At 66.1% G+C, this 23,670-nt stretch carries 24 protein-coding genes and 1 tRNA gene; 8 read left to right on the forward strand and 17 right to left on the reverse strand.

Annotation, left to right across the window (positions count from 1 at the left end):
• Positions 1 to 145 precede the first annotated feature (145 nt).
• Positions 146 to 1,567 (reverse strand): MFS transporter, encoded by a 1,422-nt coding sequence (locus IE92_RS0104995; RefSeq protein WP_081864047.1) that lies wholly within the window; start codon positions 1,565 to 1,567, stop codon positions 146 to 148.
• A 102-nt stretch (positions 1,568 to 1,669) separates the two neighbouring features.
• Here IE92_RS0104995 and IE92_RS0105000 point away from each other — a divergent pair, with 102 nt between their 5' ends.
• The gene (locus IE92_RS0105000; protein WP_081864046.1) at positions 1,670 to 2,587 is read left to right on the forward strand and encodes a helix-turn-helix transcriptional regulator; all 918 of its coding nucleotides are present in this window, start codon (positions 1,670 to 1,672) and stop codon (positions 2,585 to 2,587) included.
• Positions 2,588 to 2,742: 155 nt separating this feature from the next.
• On the opposite strand, the gene IE92_RS0105005 is transcribed toward IE92_RS0105000, so the two are convergent.
• From IE92_RS0105005 to rplU, 10 genes are all read right to left on the reverse strand, one after another.
• Positions 2,743 to 2,815: transfer RNA gene (locus IE92_RS0105005), tRNA-Ala, on the reverse strand.
• Positions 2,816 to 2,930: 115 nt separating this feature from the next.
• A complete protein-coding gene (gene rsfS, locus IE92_RS0105010) occupies positions 2,931 to 3,311 on the reverse strand; it encodes a ribosome silencing factor (protein WP_030143775.1) in 381 nt (126 codons plus the stop codon).
• Positions 3,312 to 3,340: 29 nt separating this feature from the next.
• Entirely contained in the window at positions 3,341 to 4,636 is a 1,296-nt protein-coding gene (locus IE92_RS17160) for a hypothetical protein (RefSeq protein ID WP_030143776.1), read from the reverse strand.
• Positions 4,633 to 5,232: a nicotinate-nucleotide adenylyltransferase gene (gene nadD / locus IE92_RS0105020; RefSeq protein ID WP_030143777.1), complete on the reverse strand. Its 600-nt coding sequence runs from the start codon at positions 5,230 to 5,232 to the stop codon at positions 4,633 to 4,635. The genes IE92_RS17160 and nadD overlap by 4 nt, the downstream gene beginning before the upstream one ends.
• 15 nt (positions 5,233 to 5,247) lie before the next feature.
• Entirely contained in the window at positions 5,248 to 5,442 is a 195-nt protein-coding gene (locus tag IE92_RS16445; protein WP_043321966.1) for a hypothetical protein, read from the reverse strand.
• A 52-nt stretch (positions 5,443 to 5,494) separates the two neighbouring features.
• Positions 5,495 to 6,769: a glutamate-5-semialdehyde dehydrogenase gene (locus IE92_RS0105030; RefSeq protein WP_051701903.1), complete on the reverse strand. Its 1,275-nt coding sequence runs from the start codon at positions 6,767 to 6,769 to the stop codon at positions 5,495 to 5,497.
• Between the two features lie 92 nt (positions 6,770 to 6,861).
• Positions 6,862 to 7,650: a glutamate 5-kinase gene (proB, locus tag IE92_RS0105035; protein WP_030143779.1), complete on the reverse strand. Its 789-nt coding sequence runs from the start codon at positions 7,648 to 7,650 to the stop codon at positions 6,862 to 6,864.
• A 6-nt stretch (positions 7,651 to 7,656) separates the two neighbouring features.
• Positions 7,657 to 9,273 (reverse strand): GTPase ObgE, encoded by a 1,617-nt coding sequence (gene obgE, locus IE92_RS0105040; protein ID WP_081864045.1) that lies wholly within the window; start codon positions 9,271 to 9,273, stop codon positions 7,657 to 7,659.
• Positions 9,274 to 9,397: 124 nt separating this feature from the next.
• Positions 9,398 to 9,655, reverse strand: a complete 258-nt coding sequence (gene rpmA / locus IE92_RS0105045; protein WP_030143781.1) for a 50S ribosomal protein L27 — start codon at positions 9,653 to 9,655, stop codon at positions 9,398 to 9,400.
• Positions 9,656 to 9,676: 21 nt separating this feature from the next.
• Positions 9,677 to 9,985, reverse strand: a complete 309-nt coding sequence (rplU, locus tag IE92_RS0105050; RefSeq protein WP_030143782.1) for a 50S ribosomal protein L21 — start codon at positions 9,983 to 9,985, stop codon at positions 9,677 to 9,679.
• A 263-nt stretch (positions 9,986 to 10,248) separates the two neighbouring features.
• On the opposite strand from rplU, the gene IE92_RS0105055 reads away from it, so the two are divergent.
• Positions 10,249 to 10,551: a DUF4031 domain-containing protein gene (locus tag IE92_RS0105055; RefSeq protein ID WP_030143783.1), complete on the forward strand. Its 303-nt coding sequence runs from the start codon at positions 10,249 to 10,251 to the stop codon at positions 10,549 to 10,551.
• 54 nt (positions 10,552 to 10,605) lie between these two features.
• On the opposite strand, the gene IE92_RS0105060 is transcribed toward IE92_RS0105055, so the two are convergent.
• Together IE92_RS0105060 and IE92_RS0105065 are read right to left on the reverse strand one after the other, a co-directional pair.
• Complete coding sequence (locus IE92_RS0105060; RefSeq protein ID WP_030143784.1) at positions 10,606 to 12,861, reverse strand: glycoside hydrolase family 3 C-terminal domain-containing protein; 2,256 nt, start codon at positions 12,859 to 12,861, stop codon at positions 10,606 to 10,608.
• 27 nt (positions 12,862 to 12,888) lie between these two features.
• Positions 12,889 to 14,157: an MFS transporter gene (locus IE92_RS0105065; protein WP_052367280.1), complete on the reverse strand. Its 1,269-nt coding sequence runs from the start codon at positions 14,155 to 14,157 to the stop codon at positions 12,889 to 12,891.
• Between the two features lie 87 nt (positions 14,158 to 14,244).
• On the opposite strand from IE92_RS0105065, the gene IE92_RS0105070 reads away from it, so the two are divergent.
• Positions 14,245 to 14,823, forward strand: coding sequence for a TetR/AcrR family transcriptional regulator (locus IE92_RS0105070; protein WP_081864044.1), 579 nt, complete (start codon positions 14,245 to 14,247; stop codon positions 14,821 to 14,823).
• A 60-nt stretch (positions 14,824 to 14,883) separates the two neighbouring features.
• Here IE92_RS0105070 and IE92_RS0105075 read toward each other — a convergent pair whose 3' ends face one another.
• Positions 14,884 to 18,072: an Rne/Rng family ribonuclease gene (locus IE92_RS0105075; protein WP_051701822.1), complete on the reverse strand. Its 3,189-nt coding sequence runs from the start codon at positions 18,070 to 18,072 to the stop codon at positions 14,884 to 14,886.
• A 309-nt stretch (positions 18,073 to 18,381) separates the two neighbouring features.
• On the opposite strand from IE92_RS0105075, the gene IE92_RS0105080 reads away from it, so the two are divergent.
• Positions 18,382 to 18,981: a vitamin K epoxide reductase family protein gene (locus IE92_RS0105080; RefSeq protein WP_030143788.1), complete on the forward strand. Its 600-nt coding sequence runs from the start codon at positions 18,382 to 18,384 to the stop codon at positions 18,979 to 18,981.
• 76 nt (positions 18,982 to 19,057) lie between these two features.
• On the opposite strand, the gene IE92_RS18170 is transcribed toward IE92_RS0105080, so the two are convergent.
• Positions 19,058 to 19,213: a hypothetical protein gene (locus tag IE92_RS18170; RefSeq protein WP_156027394.1), complete on the reverse strand. Its 156-nt coding sequence runs from the start codon at positions 19,211 to 19,213 to the stop codon at positions 19,058 to 19,060.
• The gene (locus IE92_RS0105090) at positions 19,210 to 19,869 is read right to left on the reverse strand and encodes a DsbA family oxidoreductase (RefSeq protein ID WP_030143789.1); all 660 of its coding nucleotides are present in this window, start codon (positions 19,867 to 19,869) and stop codon (positions 19,210 to 19,212) included. Before IE92_RS0105090 ends, IE92_RS18170 begins: the two co-directional genes overlap by 4 nt.
• Positions 19,870 to 19,962: 93 nt before the next feature.
• Here IE92_RS0105090 and IE92_RS0105095 point away from each other — a divergent pair, with 93 nt between their 5' ends.
• The 3 genes from IE92_RS0105095 to IE92_RS0105105 are packed head-to-tail and all read left to right on the forward strand — an operon-like array spanning position 19,963 to position 22,024.
• Entirely contained in the window at positions 19,963 to 20,331 is a 369-nt protein-coding gene (locus tag IE92_RS0105095) for a GntR family transcriptional regulator (RefSeq protein WP_030143790.1), read from the forward strand.
• Positions 20,328 to 21,218 carry an ABC transporter ATP-binding protein gene (locus IE92_RS0105100; protein ID WP_030143791.1) on the forward strand — a complete coding sequence of 297 codons (891 nt, stop codon included), beginning with the start codon at positions 20,328 to 20,330 and terminating at the stop codon, positions 21,216 to 21,218. Before IE92_RS0105095 ends, IE92_RS0105100 begins: the two co-directional genes overlap by 4 nt.
• Positions 21,215 to 22,024, forward strand: coding sequence for a hypothetical protein (locus tag IE92_RS0105105; protein WP_245601217.1), 810 nt, complete (start codon positions 21,215 to 21,217; stop codon positions 22,022 to 22,024). Before IE92_RS0105100 ends, IE92_RS0105105 begins: the two co-directional genes overlap by 4 nt.
• A gap of 95 nt (positions 22,025 to 22,119) precedes the next feature.
• Here IE92_RS0105105 and ndk read toward each other — a convergent pair whose 3' ends face one another.
• Positions 22,120 to 22,536 (reverse strand): nucleoside-diphosphate kinase, encoded by a 417-nt coding sequence (ndk, locus tag IE92_RS0105110; protein WP_030143793.1) that lies wholly within the window; start codon positions 22,534 to 22,536, stop codon positions 22,120 to 22,122.
• A 280-nt stretch (positions 22,537 to 22,816) separates the two neighbouring features.
• On the opposite strand from ndk, the gene IE92_RS0105115 reads away from it, so the two are divergent.
• Positions 22,817 to 23,635, forward strand: a complete 819-nt coding sequence (locus IE92_RS0105115) for a CPBP family intramembrane glutamic endopeptidase (RefSeq protein WP_030143794.1) — start codon at positions 22,817 to 22,819, stop codon at positions 23,633 to 23,635.
• The last annotated feature ends 35 nt before the right edge of the window (positions 23,636 to 23,670 follow it).

The following is a 23,670-nucleotide window of genomic DNA, read 5'->3' on the forward strand; positions in this document are numbered from 1 at the left end:
AACCCACACGAATCATCGAAATCACGGCAATACGAACTTGTTTCCCCTGCTAGCGTTGGCAGTCCAACGCTAAACGCACCTGAGAGCTCGCCTCCTACTCGCTCACTCAGTTTGAGCCCAAGCAACTTACAAATGAAGTCGGTTTCTACTCGGACAAGGCCTTCGGAAGCCTGAGAACCAGGGCAATCAGGATCGCCGCCACGAGGGCAATGACCGCATTGACCGCAATCGAGAGCTGAAGACCAGCGAGGAGTCCCACCGCGAGCTGACTCGCCAGGATTGCAGACATAACAGGCGTCCCGAGGGTGATGCCGACCTGCTGACTCATCGTCACCAACCCCGTAGCCAGCCCCTGCTGTTCGGCGGGAACCGCGGTGGTAGCGGTGACCGTGTACCCCACAATCGCGACCAGGTTGGCGATGCCCCCGATAAACGTGAGGATCAGCAACGGCACAACCCACCCGCTTGATCGGTCCGCGAAGGCGAGCGGTAGCGTGGCTCCGGCCTGGACCAGGAGACCGATGACGATTGCGAACTTGGAGTTGGTTCGACCAATCACCCGAGGGGCAATCAGCCCGCCGATAACGGTCCCAATTCCCAGAACCCCCAACATGAGCCCCGCGGTGACCGCGTTGAACCCCAGAATCTCCTGCAGGTAGAGCGTCAGCACAAACACCAGCGAGGTCTCGGTTGCAAAGGCCAGGAGGCCGGCGATGTTGCCCCAGGCCACATTGGCACCGCGTAGCATCGAGAGTTCCACCAGCGGTTGACCCACTCGGCGCTCAATCAACCAGAAGAGCAGGAAGAGCAGGAGAGCGAGCGCTATTGGTGCCCAGGCGGTGGGGCTCGCCCATCCCGACTGCCCCGCGGAGGTGATCCCAAAGACCAGCGCACCGAGAGCCAGGGTCACGGTAATCGCCCCGGGAACATCCAGCCGTGGACGCTCCCCCGCGCGTTTCTCGTGCAGCACGAAGGGGGCGATCACGATGACCGCGAGCGCCACGACCACGTTGATAAAGAAGGCCCAGCGCCAGCTCACCACGCCGGTCAAGACACCGCCCAACACCGCCCCGCCGGTGAATCCGGCGGCCATCAGCGCACCATTGAGCCCGAGCACGCGACTGCGTGCAGGACCTTCCGGGAACGTGGTGGTCATCAGGGAGAGCGCCGCGGGGGTGACCATTGCGGTCGCGATTCCCTGACCCACCCGCGCCACGATCAGAATGGTGGGATCCGGCGCGAGGCCACCCGCAAGCGAGCTCACTCCCAAGAGCACAATCCCGATCAGAAACAGACGCTTGCGCCCAAACAGGTCCGCGACTCGGCCGAAGAACAGGGTGAAGCCCGCCGCGCACAGCGCGAACGAGGTCACGATCCATTGCAATCCCGCGGTAGGGAAACCGAGTTCGGCCCCAATATGCGGTAGGGCAACGTTGAGGATCGAAAAATCTACGGCCAGGGTGAAGTTGGCCGTGAGGAGTACCGCGAGGGCAAGGCGCTGGACGGTGGTGGGCCGCGTCACCGCGGAGGCTGTCGCATCCGGAGGGGTTGAGTGATGTGTTGACATGTCCCCCATCCTCCGACCATGATCGGGCGCTAGCCAGATCCCCAGGGTTCCTAACACTGGGAGGGATACGGTGGCTTCGCCCAGGCAGAGAACAATGGGGATATGGAAGACTTCGCTTTCCCACTCCCGTCCGCCGCCGATACGCTCGGTGGTAGCGACGCCCGTACCCATGCCCAAGAGCATCAGGCGGGCGAGCTCGGGAGGTTCTTGCGTTCGCGTCGAGACCGGCTGACGCCCGAAGATGTGGGGGTTCCTTCGTATGGACGTCGTCGCGTAGCGGGCCTCCGGCGCGAGGAGCTTGCCCCGCTGGCGGGAGTGTCGGTCACGTATTACACCCGGCTGGAGCAGGGGCAGTCGCAGAATGCCTCGGACTCGGTGATCGAGTCCCTCGCACGCGCACTGCAGCTGCGTCCTGATGAACGGGCCCACCTGTTTGCCCTCGCCCGCCCGGGCATGATCAAACGCCGGGAGATCATCCAACCCGAAATCCCCGACCCCGGCGCGCGACAGCTTCTCTACGCGATGACCTCGGTGCCCGCACTTCTCCTGGGGCACAGCAACGACATTCTGGCATGGAACCGCGCCGGTCATCTACTCCTGGCCGACCATCTCCCCGTCGATGCCCCCGATACCGAGGCGCACCGGCCGAACCACCTGAAGATGCTCTTTTTAGACGCCACCTCCCGCACTCTCTATCGTGATTGGGAGACGGAGGCCTCGGAGGCCGTGGGTTCCCTGCGTTACATTGCCGCACAGTTCCCCGAGGATCGACGGCTCTTCGAGCTGATCGGTGAGCTCAACGATCGCAGCCGTGATTTTTCCCGTCTCTGGACCGAGCACACGGTGCGGTTGTGCACCAGCGGGACCAAGCGGCTCAGGCATCCCCTGGTCGGCCCCCTGGAACTGAACTATGAGCTCCTCCATCTCCCCGACCGCGAGGGGCAGCGGATCCTGACCCACTCTGCCCCGGCCGGGAGCGCGGCGCAGAACACCCTGCAGAGGCTCCTCGACACACTCTAGACTTTCGAAACGCTTCAGACTTTTGACCATCACCCGGTTCCAGTAGCCACTCCCTGCCAAGGGTAGGCACCCAACGGACACGCTGGCCGGCGACGAGGAAATAAAAAACACCCCGTCCGAAGACGGGGTGTTTTTTGTGCCTAGTGCACGTTGGGTGGATCTGAGGGGACTCGAACCCCTGACCCCCTGCATGCCATGCAGGTGCGCTACCAGCTGCGCCACAGACCCGGATTGTTATTCACTCGGCCGTGGCCTCGTGTTCAACATGTTTAGATTACAACACGAGGACACGGCGAGGAAAATCGGACACGCCGCACGGGCGCGTCGCCCGCGCGAACGGGACCTACTGCGTGATGGAGACGGGCTCCGGCAGGGTGATCTCGATCTGCGGGCAGTCCTTCCACAGGCGCTCGAGGTCGTAGTAGGAACGCTCCTCATCGTGGAAGACGTGGACCACAACCGAACCGAAGTCCAGCAGCACCCAGCGTCCGCCGGCACGGCCCTCGCGACGCTTGGTCTTCACGCCGGCCTCGTTGAGCTTGTCCTCAACCTCGCCGGCGATGGCGATGACGTTACGTTCGTTGCGACCGGTGGCGATCAGGAATGCGTCAACAAAGGGCAGCGGCTGGGAGACGTCCAGCGCGATCAGCTCGGATCCGCCCTTTGCGTCCGCCGCCTGTGCGGCGATCTGGATCGCCTCGGTGACGGAGAGTTCGGAAGTCATAAATACCTTTCGGTGGTGTGTGGGGTGGGTCAAATGGACCCGGAAACGATGGCGATAATCACGACGGCCACCAGGGCCACCGCGAGGACTCCGGCCGTAACCGACAGGGTCATCAGCAGTCGATTGTTCTTGACGGGGGCGGGCGGCGCAATCACGTCGCGGGTCGCGGTGTGCGAGCTCACGGCGCGGCTGGCCGAGACGGGGTTACCCGCGGTTACCGGCTGCGGGTCCTCGTCGTGGTCAAACATGGTGTCCAGATCGCCCTTTTCCAGGCGGTTCTGGTTGGTGTTGGAGAGGCTGCCGGGCAGGTCGATGGTGCCGGTCACGATGACCTCACCCGAGCCGAGTACCGGACCGCTCAGCGGACCGCTGCCGGGAACCGAGGGCAGGATCAGCGCGTTGGTGGTGGTGGAGCTGCCGCCGGTGGTGTCGACGCCGCGGGCAATGATGTCATCAAAGCCGGTGGCCTTGCCGCGACCCGCGCCGTTCAGCCCGAAGGCATCGCCCAGGTGAGGCATCGCCTGGGTCTCGTCGATGTTGCCTGGAAGCACCCCGAAGGAGGCACCGGGCAGCTGCACGTCCGGAGTCGCCGCGGGGGCTGCCTGCGCCCGTGCCGCACGCTCGCGCTCGGCCTCGGCCCGCTCGGCGGCGGCGCGCTCCTCGGCGGCCTGCGTCTCCTCGGCAACACGACGCGCCTCGGATTCGGCGGCGGCTTCGGCGGCGGCCTTCTCGGCCTCGTCCTTGCGGGAGGCCTTCTTCAGCGCACGCTTGCTGCGCGCGCTGAGCTGCTCGTTGGCAACCCGATCGGCCTCGGCCTTCTCGGCGGCGGCCCGTTCGGCAGCCTCGCGCTCGGCACGCTCACGTGCGGCCTTCTCGGCGGCCACCCGCTCGACCTCGGCGCGCACCGCGGCGGCGCTGGCTTCGGCCTCGGCGGCGCGATCACGCGCGGGTGCCAGGAAGGCATCGGACAGGGTCGGGGTCTGCGGGGCGTTCGTGGGTGCGGGACGCTCGGTGCTCACGCCCCGGGCGGCGTCGGCGGCGGTTCCGGTCCCCCGGGCCCGCTCCAGATCGCGCATCTGGCGACGGGTTAGCGTCGCCCCGCTGCGCTCGGCCTCGATCAGCGCACGAATCGCACCGGCATCCAGCGGAGCGGTGGTGTTCGTGTCCGGCGCCGATGCTTCGGTGCCGGTCGCCGAAGCGGCTGGACGCGCCTCGGCGGGCGGAGTCTGCGGCGCGACGACGGGAACCTGCGCCGTCTGGCCCGCCTGCGTGCGCTCTCGCAGCTGACGACGCGACAGCGGCTTATCGTCGGATGATGTACTCATGCATTACTCCGATACAGGTGGTGTTTGCTGATGTACTGAACGACGCCGTCCGGTACGAGATACCAAACCGGCGAACCGTCTTTGACACGGGCACGGCAGTCGGTGGAGGAAATCGCCATTGCGGGAACCTCAAGCACGGCGACATCCTTATTGGGAAGCGCTTCCTCGGTGAGCACGTGGCCCGGGCGGGTGACCGCAACGAACTTGGCCAGGGACCACAGCTCGTCGACGTCCTTCCAACCCAGGATCTGCTGGACCGCGTCGGCCCCCGAGATGAAGTACAGCTCGGCGTCGGGACGCTGGCGCTGCAGGTCCCGCAGGGTGTCGATCGTGAAGGTGGGACCCTCACGGTCAAGATCCACCCGGCTCACGGTGAACCGCGGATTGGAGGCGGTCGCGATGACCGTCATCAGGTAGCGGTGCTCCCCCTCGGTCACGCGGCTCTTCTGCCACGGACGACCGGTGGGAACAAACACCACCTCATCCAGGTCGTACGACTGGGCTACCTCGCTGGCGGCCACCAGGTGACCGTGATGAATCGGGTCAAAGGTTCCACCCATGACCCCGATCCGCGGGCGCCGTGTACCGGCCTGCATCCTGACGAACCTACCTTAGTGGTGGCTACCGGCACCCGGCTGTGCGGCCGGCTTCTGGCTGTGACGGTTGGCTACGTCGCGGTAGGTGAAGGTGGTGACACCGAGGATCGCCAGCGCTACCAGCGCAACCACGCCATACATGAAGGGGGGCATGGGCAGCTCGGTGTGCGCCGCCTCAGCAGCGGAAACGAGGATGGTCGAGATCGACATCAGTTCTCCAATTCACAGTTCGGGCAAGAATCGCCTCGGACCAGTCTACCGGTTAGATTCGGGCCTGACCCGCGCCACGCACGATCCACTTGGTGCTGGTCAGCTCGGACAGCCCCATCGGGCCGCGCGCGTGCAGCTTCTGGGTGGAAATACCCACCTCGGCGCCGAAGCCGAATTCGCCGCCATCGGTGAACCGGGTCGACGCGTTAACCATGACCACGGCGGAGTCGACCTCGGCCAGGAATCGCTCGGCGGAGCGCACATCCTCGGTGATGATCGACTCGGTGTGTCCGGTCGAGTACTCGCGGATATGCGCGAGGGCACCATCGAGGTCATCCACAATCTTGACCCCCAGGGTCAGGTTCATGTGCTCGGTGGCCCACGTCTCGGCCGTGGCGATTTCCACGTTCGGGTAGAGCTCGCGGGTGCGCTCATCGGCGAGCAGGCGCACACCCGAGCGAGACACCGCGTCCAGGACCGCGGGCAGGACCCGCTCGGCGGCACCGCGGTGCACCACCACGGTATCAACCGCGTTGCACACGCTGGGGCGCTGCACCTTGGCGTTGTGCACGATGTCCACGGCCCAGTCCAGACGCGCGGACTCATCCAGGTAGATGTGGACCACGCCGGCACCGGTTTCGATTACCGGAACCTTGGCGGTGTTGAGCACCGCCTGAATCAGCGAGGCGCTGCCGCGCGGAATCAGCACGTCGACCAGGCCGCGGGCGGCCATCAGGGCGTTGGCGCCGTCGCGGCCGAAGTCATCCACGCTCACGATGGCATCGGGGTTCAGCCCGTTCGCGGCAAGCCCATCCCGCAGGACACGAACCAGGACGAGGTTGGAGTTCTCGGCGGCCGTTCCCCCGCGCAGGGCGATCGCGTTACCGCTCTTGATGGCCAGCGCCGCGATGTCGATGGTGACGTTGGGTCGGGCCTCGTAGATCGCCCCGATCACGCCGAAGGGAACCCGCACCTGGTCGAGCTTGATGCCGTTGGGCAGGGTGCTGCCACGCACGGTCTGACCCAGGGGGTCGGGCAGCGCGGCGATCTCGCGCACGGCGCGGGCCAGCGCGGCGATGCGCGGTGCGTCCAGGCGCAGTCGATCCAGTAGCCCGGCACCGATATCGGCCCGCTCCCCCGCCTCAAGATCCAGCGCATTGGCGGCGATGATCGCCTCGGTGTGCTCCTCGATCCCGGCGGCGATGGATTCCAGGACCGCGTTACGCAGGTTTCCGTTGGCAATGGCGAGTCCTCGGGCAGCCTCGCGGGTGCCCCGCAGGCGCTCAAATACGACGGACTCTACCTGCTGGGCATCGCGTTCACTCATGCCGTTAGTGTAGCGAGTTCGCGCCGACACGCGTCGCTTCTGTGACAAACCCGAGAAACGGTGCAGGCGGGCGTGTCCCCCGTTGTGGGGCGCTACGCCTGCGGGCGCGGCTCGAACCAGGTACCCAGGTCTTCCCCATCCAGGGCGCGGGCAACGTTCGGGGTCGAAGTAATCAGCACGGCGGTGCCGCTGTCGGCGGCCAGGCGCGCGGCGGAGGCCTTGGTGGCCGCTCCCCCGGTGCCCACGCCGGCCTTGCCGGGCTCGCCAAACTCCACCCCGTCCAGCTCGACACCAAAGGGCACCAGCGGGATCGGCTCGGCCCCGGGCTCGCTCGGCGGCCGGGTGTAGAGGCACTCGATATCGGAGAGCAGCACCAGGGCATCGGCCCCGATCAGCCGCGCCACCATCGAGGCCAGGTGATCGTTGTCACCGAAGCGGATCTCGTGGGTGGCCACGGTGTCGTTTTCGTTGACGATGGGGAGGATGCGCAGACCCAGCAGCCGGGACATGGCCCGCTGCGCGTTGACGCGGTGAGCATCCAGCGCCAGGTCGTTGGCGGAGAGCAGCACCTGCCCGGCGATGATGCCGTGACGGTCCAACTCCTCCTGGTAGCGGTGAATCAGCTGATTCTGCCCGACCGCGGCCGCCGCCTGCTGGGTAGCAAGGTCGGTTGGCCGGCGGTCGAGGTTCAGGAATGGCAGACCCGTGGCGATGGCACCCGAGGACACCAGGACGATCTCGGTGCCCCGGGCGTAGGCCGCCGCGAGGGCGTCCACGAGCGGGGTGATCTGAGCGACGTTATCGCCGCTGATCGAGGAGGATCCCACCTTCACAACCACGCGGCGGGCGCCACGCAGTTCGGCACGGTTCTGCAGGGTCACGCGGTTTTACTCGCTTTCGCCGCGAAGCTGAATGACCTCAACCCCGTGGTCGTCGTCGAAATCGCCGTCCTCATCGTCGTAGTCCACGGCACCCTCGGCGAGGATCGCATCCTCGGCGATTTCCGCGTCCACGTCCCAGAAGCCGGTCTCGCCCTCGCGGCGGAGCTCCTGACGGGCCTCCTCCTTGGCGTCCATGCGGTCCAGGTACTCGGCGCGACGCTGCTTGGCGGTGGGGCGGTGCAGCTGATCGAGGCGCGGGTCGGTTCCACGCGGGGTCGCGATCTCGGCGGAGGAGCTCATGGTGGGCTCCCAGTCGAAGACCACGCCGTCACCTGTACCGATGACCACGGTGGATCCGGCCACGGCACCGGCCTTGAACAGGCCGTCTTCCACACCGAGCTTGTGCAGGCGGTCGGCCAGGTAACCCACGGCCTCGTCGTTGTTGAAGTCCGTCTGCTGGACCCAGCGCCACGGCTTTTCGCCGAGCACGCGGAACAGGTTTCCGTAGGATCCACCCTCGACGCGGATCTGGAAGCCCGAGCGATCCACGGCCTTGGGTCGCAGCACGATGCGCGGCGAGGCCTCGATCGCGGCCACAACCTCGGCGCGGGATTCCTCCACCAGCTCGCCCAGGGCGTAGTTCAGCTGGGTCAGGCCCTCGCGGCTCACGGCGGAGATCAGGAACACGCGGTAGCCGCGCGCCTCCAGGTCCGCCTTCACGAACTCGGCGAGTTCGCGGGCCTCGGGGACGTCGATCTTGTTCAGGGCGATCAGCTGCGGACGCTCGGTCAGCGGCTTCTGGCCCTCGGGGACCGGGTAGGCCTCCAGCTCGCCGAGGATGATGTCGAGGTCGCTGATCGGGTCGCGACCGGGCTCCAGGGTGCCGCAGTCGAGCACGTGCAGCAGGGCCGCGCAGCGCTCGACGTGGCGCAGGAACTCCAGGCCCAGCCCGCGGCCCTCACTGGCACCCTCGATCAGTCCGGGGACATCGGCGATGGTGTAGCGGGTGTTCCCCGAGTCGACCACACCGAGGTTCGGGTGCAGGGTTGTGAAGGGGTAGTCGGCGATCTTCGGCTTGGCCGCGGACATGGCCGCGATCAGGCTCGACTTACCGGCCGACGGGTAGCCCACGAGCGCCACATCGGCGACGGTCTTGAGCTCAAGAATGAGGTCGCGCTCGACACCCGGGGTGCCCAGCAGCGCGAATCCGGGGGCCTTGCGCTTGGAGTTGGCGAGGCCGTTGTTGCCCAGGCCTCCGTGTCCACCCTCGGCGGCCACAAAGCGGTCGCCGGCCTGGGTCAGGTCCACGAGGACCTCGCCCTCGGGGGTCTTCACGACGGTTCCCAGCGGAACCGGCAGCACCAGCTCCTCGCCGTTGGTTCCGCCGCGGTAGTCACCCATACCCGGACCACCGTTGTCCGAGCGACGGTGCGGGGAGCGGTGGTAGGCCAGCAGGGTGGTGGTGTTGGGGTCGGCCACGAGAACGATGTCACCACCGCTACCGCCGGGGCCACCATCGGGCCCGCCCAGCGGCTTGAACTTCTCGCGCTTTACCGAGACGCAACCATCGCCGCCGTTACCGGCGTTGAGGTGGAGAGTGATCTGATCGACAAACGTGGTCACGGTCTGTACCCCTTGTAGAAAATGCGCGGGATCTCGCGCGAAAGCAGGTTCTCCGAAGGTTCCCGGAAAACACGTGAGGGGTAAGCCGAAGCTCACCCCTCACATAATGTAGCGGAAACGCGACTTAGGCGTCGACCGCCACGATGTTGACAACCTTGCGGCCACCCTTTGCACCGAACTCAACCGAGCCGGCTGCCAGAGCGAACAGAGTGTCATCGCCACCACGGCCCACGTTCACACCGGGGTGGAAGTGGGTTCCGCGCTGACGCACGATGATCTCGCCTGCGTTGACGGTCTGGCCGCCGAAACGCTTTACACCGAGACGCTGAGCGTTCGAGTCACGACCGTTGCGAGTGGAGCTCGCACCCTTCTTATGTGCCATTAGAGGATCTCCTTAGCGTCTCTACTTGATGCCGGTGATCTTGAGGCGGGTGAGCTCCTGACGGTGGCCCTGACGCTTCTTGTAACCGGTCTTGTTCTTGAACTTCTGGATGACGATCTTCGGGCCGCGGAGGTCGTTCAGAACCTCGGCGGTCACGGCGACCTTCTCAAGCGACTTGGCGTCGGAGGTGATCTTGTCACCATCTACGAGGAGAACGGCAGCAAGCTGCACGTTCCCGTCCTTGTCGCCCGCGATGCGGTTGGTGGTGATGATCGAGCCGACCTCAACCTTTTCCTGCCGGCCACCGGCGCGTACTACTGCGTAAACCACTGTAGATACCTATTCTCTGGGGAGCTGAGCTCCGATTACGTGCATATCTGAGTGTCACTGCCCTGCCGGAACCCAGTGGGATCAGAGTAACGGCTGTCAGAAAACTTTGGTTTTACGTGTGGGATAAGCACACGCGTTCCAAGGTTCAAGGTTAGCCGATTAACGCCCGCTTACCAAATACCCTCGGGCTCGTGTCGTCGCCCGGCGTGTTTTCGGTGACAACCGGGAATGAAACGGAACACCATCTGCTTAGACTCTGTGACATGACAATCCTGATTGATAACCCGATGTGGCCCAACCACGGCACCCTCTGGTCGCACCTGGTCAGCGATGAGTCCCTCGACGAGCTGCACACCTTCGCCGCCGAGAATCAGATTCCGCGCCGGGGATTCGACCTGGACCACTATGACGTCCCGGCCCGGGTCTACCAGAGCCTGATCGCCGCCGGTGCCACACCGGTCTCCCCCAAAACCCTCACCCGTCGCCTGATCGCCAGCGGCCTGCGCATCACCGAGCGCGAGCGTCGGCTGGCCCGTGCCGAGTCGCGCACCCTGCAGAGCCACTAGCAACACGAAGGCGGGGCGGCATCCATTTCGGATGCCGCCCCGCCTTTTGGGTGGTTAGGCGCTGGCCAGTTCGACCGCATCAACCAGACCCTGTGCCTGCTCGGGCGTGATCGCGCCGAAGGCCACCAGCTGGGACATCGGCATCTGCTCGGCCATCTTGCGCAGGTGCGGGTCGTTCAGCATGCCGCCCACGGCGGGGGTTGCCTCGAGCACCTGGGCGAAGGCCTCGTTGAGGATCGGCGCGCCCACCGGGTGGGCGAACCACTCACCGAGGGTCGAGTTCACACTCAGCGGGATCGGCGAAGGGTCGCCCTCGATCTGAATATCCAGGCGGGCCCGGATGTCGCGGGAAGACGCGGCGATCTCGATGACATACGTTCCCCCCTCGACGCTCCACACATCGGCGGCGGTGGAGAAGTAGGCCAGGTCGGCCACCGGGAAGCTGAGCTCCACCTGCCGGGTCGTCCCCGCGGGGATCTCCACCGAGGTGAAGGCTCGGAGCTCGTGGACCGGGCGCGAGACCTCGGCACCGGGCAGGCCACTGTACACCTGGACAACCTCGCGGCCGTCGCGGGTGCCGGTGTTGGTGACCTGAACGCTCACGTGGACGGTGTCACCCTCAACCCGCACCGCCTCATGGGCGTAGTCAAACGAGGTATAGGACAGTCCGAACCCGAACGGGTAGGTGACCGCGGCCTCGCGGGTGTCATAGTGGCGGTATCCCACGTACAGCCCCTCGGCGTAGCGCACCGAACCGTGCTCCCCGGGGAAGCTGGTGTAGGCGGGGACGTCCTGCAGGCGCTCGGGGATCGATTCGGTGAGCCGGCCCGAGGGGTTGACGACGCCGTAGAGCACATCGGCGATCGCGCCACCGCCGGCCTGACCGAGCAGCCAGCCCTCGACCAGCGCGGGCACCCGCTCGTTCCAGTCCGAGACGCGCACCACGGCGCCGTTACTCAGAACGACAACGATCCGCGGGTTGGCCTCGATCAGACGCTCCAGCAGCGCCACCTGGTCGGCGGGCAGCTCGATGTCCTCGCGGTCAAAGCCCTCGGACTCGGCGCTCGACGGCAGCCCGGCGAAGTACAGCACGGTCTCGGCCGAGGCGGCCAGGCGCACGGCCTCGTCGGCGAGGACAGGATCCGACTCCCCCTCGAGCACAAAGCCCGGGGCAAACGGCACGTCCTCCCCCGCGGCCGCGCGGATCGCGTCCAGCGCGTTGTCGAGTCGGGTGGGCACAATCTGCGAGCTGCCGGCGCCCTGATAGCGCGGGGTGCGGGCGAACTCGCCGATCACGGCCACCGGTCCGGCCCCCGGGGTCAGCGGCAGAATGGCGTCCTCATTGCGGAGCAGGACGATACTGCGGCCGGCGATCTCGCGGGCGATGGCGTGCTGAGCCTCCACGTCGAGTTCGGCGTCCGGCCACAGTCCCTCGTGACCGTTCAGCGCGAGCTCGATCAGGCGACGCACCGCGGTGTCCACCACGGCGATCTCCAGCGAACCGTTCTTCACCGCGGCCACCACATCGGCGTCGGTGCGTCCGTTGGTCGAGGGCATTTCCAGATCCAGACCCGCGGCCAGCGAGGGTACCCGATCGCGCACGGCACCCCAGTCCGAGACCACCACACCCTCAAAACCCCACTCGTCGCGCAGCACGGTGTTGAGCAGCCAGTTGTGCTCGGAGGCGAAGATGCCGTTGACCTTGTTATAGGAGCACATGACCGTCCACGGCTGGGTTTCGGTCACCACGCGGCGGAAGGCGGGGAGGTAGAGCTCGCGCAGGGTGCGGGTGTCGATCTCGGCGCTGACACGGAGACGGTCGGTCTCCTGGTTGTTCGCCGCATAGTGCTTCAGCGAGGTGCCGACCCCCTGGGACTGCACGCCGCGCACAAACGCACTGCCCAGCACGCCCGCGTGCAGCGGGTCCTCGGAGAGGTATTCGAAGTTGCGGCCACAGCGCGGGTCTCGCTTGATGTTGATGCCCGGACCCAGCAGCACGCTCACGCGCTTGGCCTGCGCCTCGCGCCCCAGGGCCTCACCCACACGCTCGACCAGCTCGGGGTCCCAGCTGGACCCGAGGCCCACGGCGGGCGGGAAACAGGTCGCGGGCTCGCCGTCGAGCAGGCCCAGGTGGTCGCCCCCGGTGGACTGGCGGCGCACCCCGTGGGGGCCGTCGGAGACAATAATCGAGGGGATCCCGGCCTCCTCAATACCCTCGGTCTCCCAGAAGGTCGCGCCGCTGAGCAGCGACGCCTTCTGTTCGAGCGTGAGTCCGGCAAGGATCGTTTCGGTCTGCGGGTGTACTGACATGATGACCTTTCTAGGGGGTGGAACTAGCTAGCGAACGGATCGAACGGGAATCACGGCAAGTCCGCCCAGGATTACCAGGACGATGCCGATCGGGAAGAGAAGTGCGTAGCCAAAATTGAGGGCGATGAGTCCGGCGAGGGCCGGGGCGAGCGTCTGGGGCAGCGTGGCGGCAATATTGATCACCCCGAGGTCCTTGGCGAAGTCCTCCTTGCTGGGCAGCACCTCGCTGATCAGCGCGGTATCCACCGACTGGAAGATCCCGAAGCCAAAGCCCGACACCAGGGAGAACAGCGCCATGCCGCCCTCGTTGGGCATCAGCAGCGGGATCAGCAGGGCCAGCGCGAGGAACCCGGCCGAGACCATGACAAATACGCGGCGCCGACGCAGCCTGTCCGAGAGCGGACCGGCCACCAGCGTGGAAACCAGCAGGGCCGCCATGCTCAGCAGCGCAAACTGCGGGGTGAGTTCGATCGCGCGCTCCTTACTGACCCCGATGTACTCCTGCAGGATAAAGATCATGTAGGTGCTGACCATGAGGTAGCCGGCATTGAGCAGCAGCCTTCCGGTGAAGGCCCAGAAGAAGTCGGGGTGCTTGATCGGGTTGACCCAGAAGCCGCCGAGGAATACCTTCAGGTCGAACGGGTCGCGCGGGCGCTCGCGGTTATCCCGATCCGGGTTCAGCGCCACAAACAGTGTCAGCACCACCAGCGCGATCCCGGCGAAAAACACGTAGCCCACCGGGATGTTCCGGGCGAAGAGCGATCCCACCATTTGGCCGCCGACCATGCCGAGCATGAGCCCCAGGCCGATGATCGCCGAGAAGGTTCCGCGCAGGGCGCTGGGAACCCGGTCGGGCATGACCGCGCTCAGCGGGCCCTGGGCGAAGTTATAGGCGATCTGCACGGCGATCCAGGCGATCATGATCTGCCAGACCGTGGTGCCGAGACCCATCCCCACCAGCGCGAGGCCGCCCACCAGGGCACCGCCCACGATCCAGGGGGCGCGGGGCCCGAACCGGCTGCGGGTCCGGTCGGAAACCAGGCCGGCCAGCGGCTGCGCGATCATCGCACAAAACGCCCCCACGGTGAGCACCAGGGAGAGGTTGGTTTCCTTCTTGTCCGGGTCAATCTCCTGAATCTGCAGCGAGAGCAGCAGCGAGGCGGTGGCACCCCAGACCATGAACATCGCGATATTTGCCGGCAGCAGGGTACCCAGCAGAACCCGGAGTTTGGGGTTAAAGCGTGCAGCCTCCGCCCCCGCGTCGGGGGCCTGGGTGGGAAGTGGTGATTGTGTCACGGTGCTCCTTTGGGTCGACGCTGACGATCAAAAGCATACAGTGAACGGTTTTATCACAACAGGGGGTGGCTGATATACGATGGGCCAATGTCTGATCGCTCCCCCCTCTCACCTAAAGGCACCCGGCAGCGCGAAAAGATCCTCACCGTCGCCCTGGAGGTATTTGCCGACGAGGGCTACCGCGGCACCTCGCTGCGCACGGTGGCCGCACGCTGCGAGCTGAGCCTGGCCGGCGTCATGCACTACTTTGAATCCCGCGAGGACCTGCTGGTGCAGATCCTGCAGCGCCGAGACGAGGTTGACGCCGCCACCATCTCGGCCGAGCATCCGATCCGCGACTTTATCGCGGTCCTCGAGGCCAATACGACCCGTCCCGGGCTGGTGGAGCTGTTTGTGACCATGTCGGCGGCGGCCAGCTCCCCCGATCATCCGGCCGCCGCCTATTTCCGCGATCGTTACGCCCGCATCGTTGATGAGCTGTGTGAGTTCCTGGACCAGCGCGGGGACACCCGCCCGCTCGCCGATCGCGCACGGGATGCGCGTGCGCTGATCGCCCTGGCCGATGGGCTCCAGCAGCAGTGGGTCACCAATCGCACCCTCAGCATCGCCGACGAGTTCGCCTACGCGCTGGCCACCCACTCCAACGGCCTCCTGCGCGCGGACTAGTACACCGGGAAACAGCAATCGCCGCCCCGAATCCGGGACGGCGATTGCTGTTGAGGGGTGCTACTCGGCGGTGGGCTGAGCCTCACCGTCGTGACGCACCGGGGTTCCGGTCAGCGCCTGGGTGCTCACCCGACGGTTACGGTTGCGACCCTTGCCCGGCTGCTTGGGCTCGGGCAGGGCGTCCAGGACCGAACCCAGCAGGTCCTCGGCCACCTTGACATCCACCTTGTGGTTCTTCCGCACGGCTTCCAGCGGAATGTCCAGCAGCGGCAGGGTCTCGTGTCCGCCGCGACGGCTCGCACGTCCACGACCCCCGCGGGCCGGACGCTCGGGGCGCTCGGGGCGCTCGGCGGGAGCGTCCTCGGCGACCGGCGCGGACGCGGTCTCGGGAGTGGCCGGGGTACCCGACACGGCCGGGGCCGCCGGGGCGGTCTCGGTCACGGGCTGCAGCAGGGCTGCCAGCTCGGCGGCCGGTGACTCGGTCTGCTCCAGGAGCAGCTGCGAGTCACGGTTCTTTCCGCCGCGACGACGCTTCTTGCGCACCTCGACCACCGGGGTCTCGGCCGAGGCCTCGGCGGCACCCTCGTGTTCGTGGGTTCCGGCGATGGTGCTGGCCGCAATCTGGGCCAGCATGTTCTTGGCATCGTCGGTGATCGCGTGGGTCGCGGCCTTGGCGGCGGGCTGCTGCTGAGCGGCACCGTTGTTGTGGCCACCGTTCTGCTGCTGAGTGTTCTGCTGCTGGCCGGCACCACCCTTGCCGCGACGACGCTGCTCGGGCTGCGGGGTCTGCTTGTGCTTGACCACCGGGTCGTGGTGCACGATGACACCGCGGCCGGCGCAGGTCTCACAGGGCTCGCTGAAGGATTCCAGCAGCCCCAGACCCAGCTTCTTACGCGTCATCTGAACCAGACCCAGCGAGGTGACCTCGGCCACCTGGTGCTTGGTGCGGTCGCGGCTCAGGCACTCGATCACGCGGCGCAGCACCAGGTCGCGGTTGGACTCCAGAACCATGTCGATGAAGTCAACCACGATGATGCCACCGATGTCGCGCAGACGCAGCTGACGAACGATCTCCTCGGCCGCCTCCAGGTTGTTCTTGGTGACGGTCTCCTCAAGGTTTCCGCCCGAGCCCACGAACTTACCGGTGTTGACGTCGATCACGGTCATTGCTTCGGTGCGGTCGATGACCAGCGAACCACCCGAGGGCAGCCAGACCTTGCGGTCCAGGGCCTTCTCGATCTGCTCGGTGATGCGGTACTCGTCGAAGACGTCCTTGCTACCCTCGTAGCGCTCGACGCGGTCGACCAGGTCCGGAGCCACCTGCTGGAGGTAGCTGGTGATGATCTCGCGGGCGTCGTCTCCGGCGATCACCATCGACTGGAAGTCCTCGTTGAAGACGTCGCGGACGATCTTGACCAGCAGGTCGGGCTCGCTGTGCAGCAGGGCCGGGGCGTTGGCCTTCTTGACCTGCTCGGAGATGTGCGCCCACTGCGAGGTGAGGCGGTTGACATCCAGGGTCAGCTGCTCCTCGGTGGCACCCTCGGCCGCGGTGCGAACGATGACGCCGGTGTTCTCGGGGAGCACGGCCTTGAGGATCTTCTTCAGGCGGGCACGCTCGGTGTCCGGCAGCTTGCGGGAGATCCCCGACATGGAGCCGTTGGGTACGTACACCAGGTAGCGGCCGGGCAGCGAGACCTGGCTGGTCAGGCGGGCACCCTTGTGGCCCACCGGGTCCTTGGTGACCTGGACGAGGATCTTGTCGCCGGGCTTGAGCGCGAGCTCGATCCGACGGGGCTGGTTACCGGTGGTACCGGCGGCCTCCCAGTCGACCTCACCCGAGTAGAGCACGGCGTTACGACCGCGTCCGATGTCCACAAACGCGGCCTCCATGCTGGGCAGCACGTTCTGCACGCGACCGAGGTACACGTTGCCGATCAGCGAGGCTTCCTCGTTGCGGGCGACGTAGTGCTCCACCAGGACCTTGTCCTCGAGCACACCGATCTGGATCTTCTGGTTCTTCTCACGCACCACCATGGTGCGATCCACGGCCTCGCGGCGGGCGAGGAACTCGGCCTCGGTGACCACGGCGCGGCGACGACCGGCATCGCGGCCGTCCCGGCGGCGCTGCTTCTTGGCCTCCAGGCGGGTCGAGCCCTTGATCTTCTGCGGTTCGGTGATCAGCACGGCCTCGCGCGGCTCGCGGGCCGGACGGGTGTTCTCGCGACGGTCGCCGTCGCGGTAGTTGTCCCGGGTGTTCTCACGGTAGCCATCGCGGCCACCGTCGCGGGGGTTGTCGCGGACGTTGTCGCGGGCGCTCGGGCGCTCATCACGCGCGTTGTCGCGGTCGCCGCCACGACGACGCGAACGACGACGGGTGGACGAGTACTCCTCGTCCTCCTCCGGCTCAAACTCGGCTCGCGCGGGGCGGGCGGGCAGCGGGGGCAGATCCGGTGCCAGGAAGATCAGGGCGGTGGACGGTGCCGACACAAACGGTACCGGCAGCGGGCTGACAATCTTGGGGGCTGCGGTTGCGGGTGCCTCGGTGGCGGCCTCCGCCTCGGGAGCAGCGGCGGTAGTGGCGGCAGCGGTGGTGGAGGCCGAGTCTGCGGCAGCGGAGTTCACGGCTTCGGCAGGTGCCTCGGCGGCCTCGGTCTCGGTTGCCTCGGTCTCGGTGGCCGGCGTGGAAGCGTCCTCGACGGTTGCACCCTCGGCAGCCTGACGGGCGGCGGCCTCGGCGGCCTCCGCCTTGGCAAGCTGCTCGGCCTTGGTCGGGCGGCCTCGACGACGCTGACGCGGAGCCACCGGCTCGGCGGCGTCCACTGCGGGAGCCTGCTCGGCAGCCGGCTCTGCGCTGTCCGAATCTGCGCTAGCAGACACAGCGCCAGCCGACTCCGCGGCGGCCTGCTCCGTGTCGGGCGTCTCGATGGCGGCCGTGTCGACACCGTTCGCTTCGGTGGCACTTACCTCGGCGGCAGTCCCGTTGGCACTCGAGGCATCGACACTCGCCGTCTCGGCTGCGACGGACTCGGCACCGGCACCGGCACCGGCGGCAGCCTCGGTGGATACCACTGCATCACTTGGCGCGGTTGCGGCACCGGCGGACGCACTCACTCGACGCGAGCCCCGGGTGCGACGCGGGGCTCGTGCCGGCGTCTCCTCGGTTGCCGGGGCCTTCGTCTCCGAAACCTCGGTGGTTGCTGCATCATTATTGTCGGCAGGTACTGCCTCGTTTTTGTTTTTATTCACCATTACTGGTGCACTCCTCATCCGATTAGTAGCCGCGCTACCATCCGGGAATCTTGGGCGAATCTCTACGCCTGGGCGTTCAACTCACCAAATCCTATGCACTACAGCGATCGGCCCCGTGGCTCGGATCGCTTTGCGGGGGGCGTTTCCCAACGCTCACTCGCGCATCAGGCGCGCTCGGCACCTGACAAGCCTTCGTTCATCCAGGTTTCGCGCGGCGAAACCTGCACAGCTCTCATTATCGCATGCGGGAGGCATCAACATGCGAACGGCCTTCGCTTTTTTCCCAAATCGCTATGTCATAATTCGAGCATGACCAGCACCGAAACGACGCGTCAACCACGCCTGCTCGCCATCTTCCTCATTGTGGCCGGCCTGGTGGGATGGCTAGCGGCCTTTGAACTCACAGTCGAGAAGATCAACACCCTCACCAACCCCGGCCAAGCGCTGGGCTGTGACGTCAGCGTTCTCGTTCAGTGCTCGGCGAACCTCAACTCCTGGCAGGGTGCGGTCTTTGGGTTCCCGAACCCGATCATCGGCCTCGGTGCCTGGGTCGCACCGATCGTGGTGGGTGTCGCGATCCTGGCCGGTGCCCGTTTCCCGCGCTGGTTCTGGGTTGTGTTCAACGTGGGCATGCTCGGCGGAATCGTCTTTGTGATCTGGCTGATCAGCCAGTCCATCTTCGTGCTGGGAACCCTGTGCCCCTGGTGCATGCTGACCTGGTCGGTCATGATCCCCTCGTTCCTCTCGGTCACCCTCTACAACCTGCGTGAGGGCAACCTGCCCGCCAGCGCGGGCGTGCGCCGCGTGGCCGGAGCCCTGCTCTCCTGGATCATTCCGCTGACCCTGGCCGTGTACATCATCATCGCCGTGATCGCCCAGCTGCGTCTGGATGTCCTGAACCACCTCTAACCTCGGGCGTGTCGCCCGGCACACAAAAACACCGTGTCCCCCAGTAGGGGTGACACGGTGTTTTTATGTGGTGACGCTAGTCCGCGAGCGATGCCGCCGATTCGGTCGTCGGCGCCGTCGCATCGGATTCGGCCGCCTGCGCGCGCGCCGGATGCTCGGCCGGAATCGCGCAGCCATCGGGACCGCAGGCCTCGGCGGAGGGATCCCCGATCAGCGTGAACGGGCTGCTCATGCGCCACGCTCCGCGCTGACCTGGGTCAGGACCTGCTCGAAGGCCTGCGCCTCCTGAGCCCCGGAAACCCCGTACTTGCCGTCGATCACAAAGAACGGAACACCCTGGATGCCATAGCCCTGGGCCTGCGCCTGGTCGGCACGCACATCGGCCAGATAACGGTCGGCCTCGAGGGCGGCGGTCAGTTCCGCGGCGTCCAGGCCCACGGTGGCGCCCAGCTCGGCCAGATCGGCGATGTTTCCCACGTGCTTTCCGTCGGTGAAGTAGGCGCGGAAGAGGACCTCGGCGAGCTCGCGCTGCTTGCCGTGCGCCTTGGCAAAGTGCAGAGCCTGGTGGGCAAGCACGGTGTTGGTGTGACGCAGCTTGTCGAAGTTGAACTCCAGGCCGCTCTGGGCGGCGATCCCGGTCACGCGCCCCAGCATCTCGGTGATCTGCTCGGCGGGCATGCCCTTGTGGCTCACCAGGAAGTCCAGCTCGCTTCCCTCGAAGTCAACCGGGGTGTCCGGGGCCAGCTCGAAGGAGTGGTACTCCACCTCGACCGGGGTATCGGAACCGGCGGCGAACGCGGCGACGCCCGCCTCGAACTTGCGCTTGCCGATGAAGCACCACGGACACGCGATGTCGGACCAGATGTCTACCTTGATGGGTTCAGTCATACCCAGGCCAACCCGGCACCCGGACAAAACATTCCCAAAAGAAATTCCTCGGACCACTAGTCCATTAGTCGAGTAATGGACTAGAGTGGTACCGTGTTCACAGGTACCACTCCCCTCTTCCAGCAGCTCGCCACGCGGCTCGCCGATGACATCGTCTCCGGAACCTACCCGGAGGAATCGGCGGTGCCCTCGGCGACCGACCTGGCCGTGTTTTTTGATCTGAACCCGGCCACCGCTTCCAAGGGCGTCAACCTCCTGGTTGAGCAGGGAGCCCTCTATAAGAAACGCGGAATCGGCATCTTTGTTGCCCCCGGTGCCCGCGAGCTCCTGCTCGCGCAGCGTCGGGATCGACTGCGCGCCGACTTCGTTGAACCCCTGGTTCGCGAAGCACGCCTCCTCGGGCTGCGCCCCGCCGAGATCGAGCGACTCGTCCGCGACACCCTCGCAAAGGAACCCTCATGACCGACCACCTTGTCCTCGACGGCGTCACCCGACGCTTCGGCTCACACACGGCGCTCGACGACGTGTCCTTCACCCTGGCCGCCGGCAGCATCTGCGGCCTACTCGGGCGCAATGGCGCGGGCAAAACGACGCTACTCTCGCTCATCGCCGGCCAGGACCTGCCCAGCGCGGGCACCATACACGTGAACGGGCACTCCCCGTTTGAGCATGCCCCCACACTCGCCGGGATCAACCTGGTGCGCGACAACCAGCGCTATCCCGACGACTTCACCGTGGGTAATGTCCTCTCCATTGCCCCGCGCTTCCTGCCCCACTGGGATGCGGATTTCGCGAAGCGTCTCGTCGCGGGCTTCCGGGTCCCGCTGAATCAGTCGGTGAAGAAGTTCTCCCGCGGCCAGCTTTCGGCCGTCGCCATCGTATTGGGATTGGCCTCCCGCGCGCCGCTCACGCTGATGGATGAGCCCTATCTCGGGCTCGACGTCAACGCACGCCGCTATTTCCACGAGGCTCTGGTCCGAGATGTGGCCGAGCACCCGCGCACCGTGATCCTCTCGACCCACCACGTGGAGGAGTCCGAGTCGCTGTTTGACCGGGTGCTGATCGTGGATTCGGGGCGAATCCTACTCAATGCCGACATTGACGAAATCCCCGAGATTGCCTTCACCGTGAGCGGACGCGACGATGCGATCCGCGAGCTGACGGCCGGCCTGGACGTCCTGCGCCTGCACACGGTGCCGGGCCTCGCCTCGGCCACCATTCGAGGCAGCGCCGACGACGCGTTTCTGGTCCGGGCCGAAGCGGTCGGTGCGCGCATCCAGGGGGTCAGCGTGGCCGATCTGGTGACGGCTTTTGGCAGCGAATCCGCGGCCGAGGCGGTGGCAGCATGACCGTCCTCGGCACCCCTGCACAGACCCGCACACCGGAAGCCTCCGACGTGACCTCCAACTTCAACTCCAGCTCCAGCTCCACGAAGGGACCCGCCATGAATCCGGTGCTCGCGGTTACTCAACTGCACCTCACACGAAAGCGGATGACGTTCGGGGTGCCGGTGCTCTATGTTGGCGTCGTCGCGGTGCTCTCGATCCTCATCTCTCTGATTGCCTGGCGAGCGGGGAGTCAGCCGGGGTCCACGGGATGGATCGTCAGTTCCCGCTCCAACCCCGGGCTGGTCTGGGCGCTGGGTGGGTTCCTGGGGTACATGGGCGTGTCCTCGACCGCGACCACGTTCCGATTCGCGATCACCCTGGGGGCCACCCGTCGAGCGTTTACGCTGGGCACCCTGCTGTGGAACCTGGTGATCGCCAGCTACCTGGCCGTGGTGCTGACGGTCCTCGCCGCGCTGGAGCTGGCAACCAACCACTGGTTTGTTGGCTTCTACATCTTTGACATCGCCATCCTGGGCAACGGCAACCTCCCCGCAACGTTTGCGATCGTCCTCCTCGGGGTGCTGGCAATGCTCACCGTGGCCGGAGTATTCGGGGCTGCCTGGATCCGTTTCAGTAACCGTGGACCGATCCTGCTGGGCATCGGCATCGGACTGGTAATCGTGGTGGCCGTGCTGATCCTGGTCCCCCAGGCCGCTCAGATTGTCGCCGCATTTGAACCGTGGTGGCTGGCCATAGCCGCGGGCGTCGCCATAATCGCCGCGAGCCTCGGTTCCTGGCGCCTGCTACGCCGCGCGATCATTCGATAGTTCGTGGCAAGGTCTGCCCCCGGTACGCCTCGGTGGCATGGCTGAGGCAACCAAAAAAACGGCACCCCACGGGGTGCCGTTTTTTTGGATGCCTACTAGTCGAACCAGAGACCCAACTCGCGCTGAGCGGACTCGACGCTGTCGGATCCGTGGACCAGGTTCTGCTGCACGGCCAGGCCCCAGTCACGGCCGAAGTCGCCGCGGATGGTGCCGGGGGCGGCAAGGGTGGGGTCGGTGGTACCGGCGAGGACGCGGAAGCCCTCGATCACGCGGTCACCGGCCACGCGGATGGCCACAACCGGGCCCTCCAGCATGAAGGCAACCAGGGGCTCGTAGAACGGCTTGCCCTGGTGCTCGGCGTAGTGCTGCTCGAGACGCGAACGCTCCGGCTGGACCATGCGCAGGTCAACAACCGAGTAGCCCTTGGCCTCGATCCGGCGGATGATCTCGCCACTGAGCTTGCGGGCAACACCGTCCGGCTTTACAAGGACGAGGGTTTCTTCAACGGCCATGGGGACCTCCTAGGTCTGGGAAAGGGGAGGGCAAAAGCCCACACACACGATAACAAGCCAGCAGTTCCGGCGGGGAACCGTGGCGGCGCGGCGAACGAACATCTGTCACCCACGTCCATCCCACGCCCCCTCGAACTGGGGTGTATTCCAGCCGCGGCCGCGCTGTTGCCGCGGCGGGACATGGCGCTACATTCGCAGTAGCGGGGTGGGGTTTCCGCTCCGATACACGTCACCGTCGTCGCGGGCGCGAGGCGCGGGGAACACGGGGAATGAGAAAAACATGACGGATTCGGTACGCACGACCAGCGCATGGGCACGGTTTTGGGAGCGTGGCGGATGGTGGCGGGCGATTGTGCTGGCCGTCGCCTACATCGGGTTGTACAACGTGTTCTCACTGGCCTTTATCCCCCTGGCCAAGCACGTGGCGGAGGGATCGGCCGCGGCCATTCTGGTGGAGTACATCCTCCCACTGGCAATCGGCGGCGCGCTGCTGGTCGGGTTTGCCCTCTCGCTGGGATGGCTCGGACCGCTGTTTGCCCGGCAGCGCATCACCGGCCACGGCTGGATGTGGATCGCCGTCATCGCCGTGCTGACATTCAATATCCTGCACCTTGTCACCATCGACTATGCGGCCATCGGATTTGAGGTGGTTGCCACCTGGCTGCTCGCCGGGCTGTTTATCGGCTTTGCCGAGGAACTGCTGACTCGAGGCCTCGTGATCCGACTGCTGAGAAACGCCGGCTACCGCGAGATTACGGTGGCCCTGGTGTCCTCGGCCGTATTCGCCGGACTTCACGCCAGCAACCTCCTGACCGGACAGACGCTGTTTGCCACCGCGTTTCAGCTGGTCTACACCTTCGCCTTCGGGCTGTGCATGTACCTCGCGCTGCGGGTCACCGGCAACCTGATTTGGCCAATCCTGCTGCACGCCTCGACCGATCCCACCATTTTCCTGTCCTCGGCGCACTCGGTGGACTCCCCGCTGACGGCGATCGCCGGTCTGGGAAACTTCGCGGTCATCGCGGCCGCCCTCGCCCTGGTGTGGTTTATCCGGGACGACCGGAAGACGGAGCTCAAGGCCCCGGTGCACATGCGCTAGGGCGCTCCCTCGGGTGCCTTCCTCGGGGCGTTTTC

The organism is Mycetocola saprophilus, from assembly GCF_000718085.1.
In the GTDB taxonomy this organism is placed as follows: Bacteria; Actinomycetota; Actinomycetes; order Actinomycetales; family Microbacteriaceae; genus Mycetocola; species Mycetocola saprophilus.

Bases quoted from the DNA above. Each gene is read 5' to 3' on its own strand.
- IE92_RS0104995 (WP_081864047.1), bottom strand. From the start codon at position 1,567: ATGTCAACACATCACTCAACCCCTCCGGATGCGACAGCCTCCGCGGTG.
- IE92_RS0105000 (WP_081864046.1), top strand. From the start codon at position 1,670: ATGGAAGACTTCGCTTTCCCACTCCCGTCCGCCGCCGATACGCTCGGT.
- rsfS (WP_030143775.1), bottom strand. From the start codon at position 3,311: ATGACTTCCGAACTCTCCGTCACCGAGGCGATCCAGATCGCCGCACAG.
- IE92_RS17160 (WP_030143776.1), bottom strand. From the start codon at position 4,636: ATGAGTACATCATCCGACGATAAGCCGCTGTCGCGTCGTCAGCTGCGA.
- nadD (WP_030143777.1), bottom strand. From the start codon at position 5,232: ATGCAGGCCGGTACACGGCGCCCGCGGATCGGGGTCATGGGTGGAACC.
- IE92_RS16445 (WP_043321966.1), bottom strand. From the start codon at position 5,442: ATGTCGATCTCGACCATCCTCGTTTCCGCTGCTGAGGCGGCGCACACC.
- IE92_RS0105030 (WP_051701903.1), bottom strand. From the start codon at position 6,769: ATGAGTGAACGCGATGCCCAGCAGGTAGAGTCCGTCGTATTTGAGCGC.
- rpmA (WP_030143781.1), bottom strand. From the start codon at position 9,655: ATGGCACATAAGAAGGGTGCGAGCTCCACTCGCAACGGTCGTGACTCG.
- IE92_RS0105055 (WP_030143783.1), top strand. From the start codon at position 10,249: ATGACAATCCTGATTGATAACCCGATGTGGCCCAACCACGGCACCCTC.
- IE92_RS0105060 (WP_030143784.1), bottom strand. From the start codon at position 12,861: ATGTCAGTACACCCGCAGACCGAAACGATCCTTGCCGGACTCACGCTC.
- IE92_RS0105070 (WP_081864044.1), top strand. From the start codon at position 14,245: ATGTCTGATCGCTCCCCCCTCTCACCTAAAGGCACCCGGCAGCGCGAA.
- IE92_RS0105075 (WP_051701822.1), bottom strand. From the start codon at position 18,072: ATGGTGAATAAAAACAAAAACGAGGCAGTACCTGCCGACAATAATGAT.
- IE92_RS0105080 (WP_030143788.1), top strand. From the start codon at position 18,382: ATGACCAGCACCGAAACGACGCGTCAACCACGCCTGCTCGCCATCTTC.
- IE92_RS18170 (WP_156027394.1), bottom strand. From the start codon at position 19,213: ATGAGCAGCCCGTTCACGCTGATCGGGGATCCCTCCGCCGAGGCCTGC.
- IE92_RS0105090 (WP_030143789.1), bottom strand. From the start codon at position 19,869: ATGACTGAACCCATCAAGGTAGACATCTGGTCCGACATCGCGTGTCCG.
- IE92_RS0105100 (WP_030143791.1), top strand. From the start codon at position 20,328: ATGACCGACCACCTTGTCCTCGACGGCGTCACCCGACGCTTCGGCTCA.
- IE92_RS0105105 (WP_245601217.1), top strand. From the start codon at position 21,215: ATGACCGTCCTCGGCACCCCTGCACAGACCCGCACACCGGAAGCCTCC.
- ndk (WP_030143793.1), bottom strand. From the start codon at position 22,536: ATGGCCGTTGAAGAAACCCTCGTCCTTGTAAAGCCGGACGGTGTTGCC.
- IE92_RS0105115 (WP_030143794.1), top strand. From the start codon at position 22,817: ATGACGGATTCGGTACGCACGACCAGCGCATGGGCACGGTTTTGGGAG.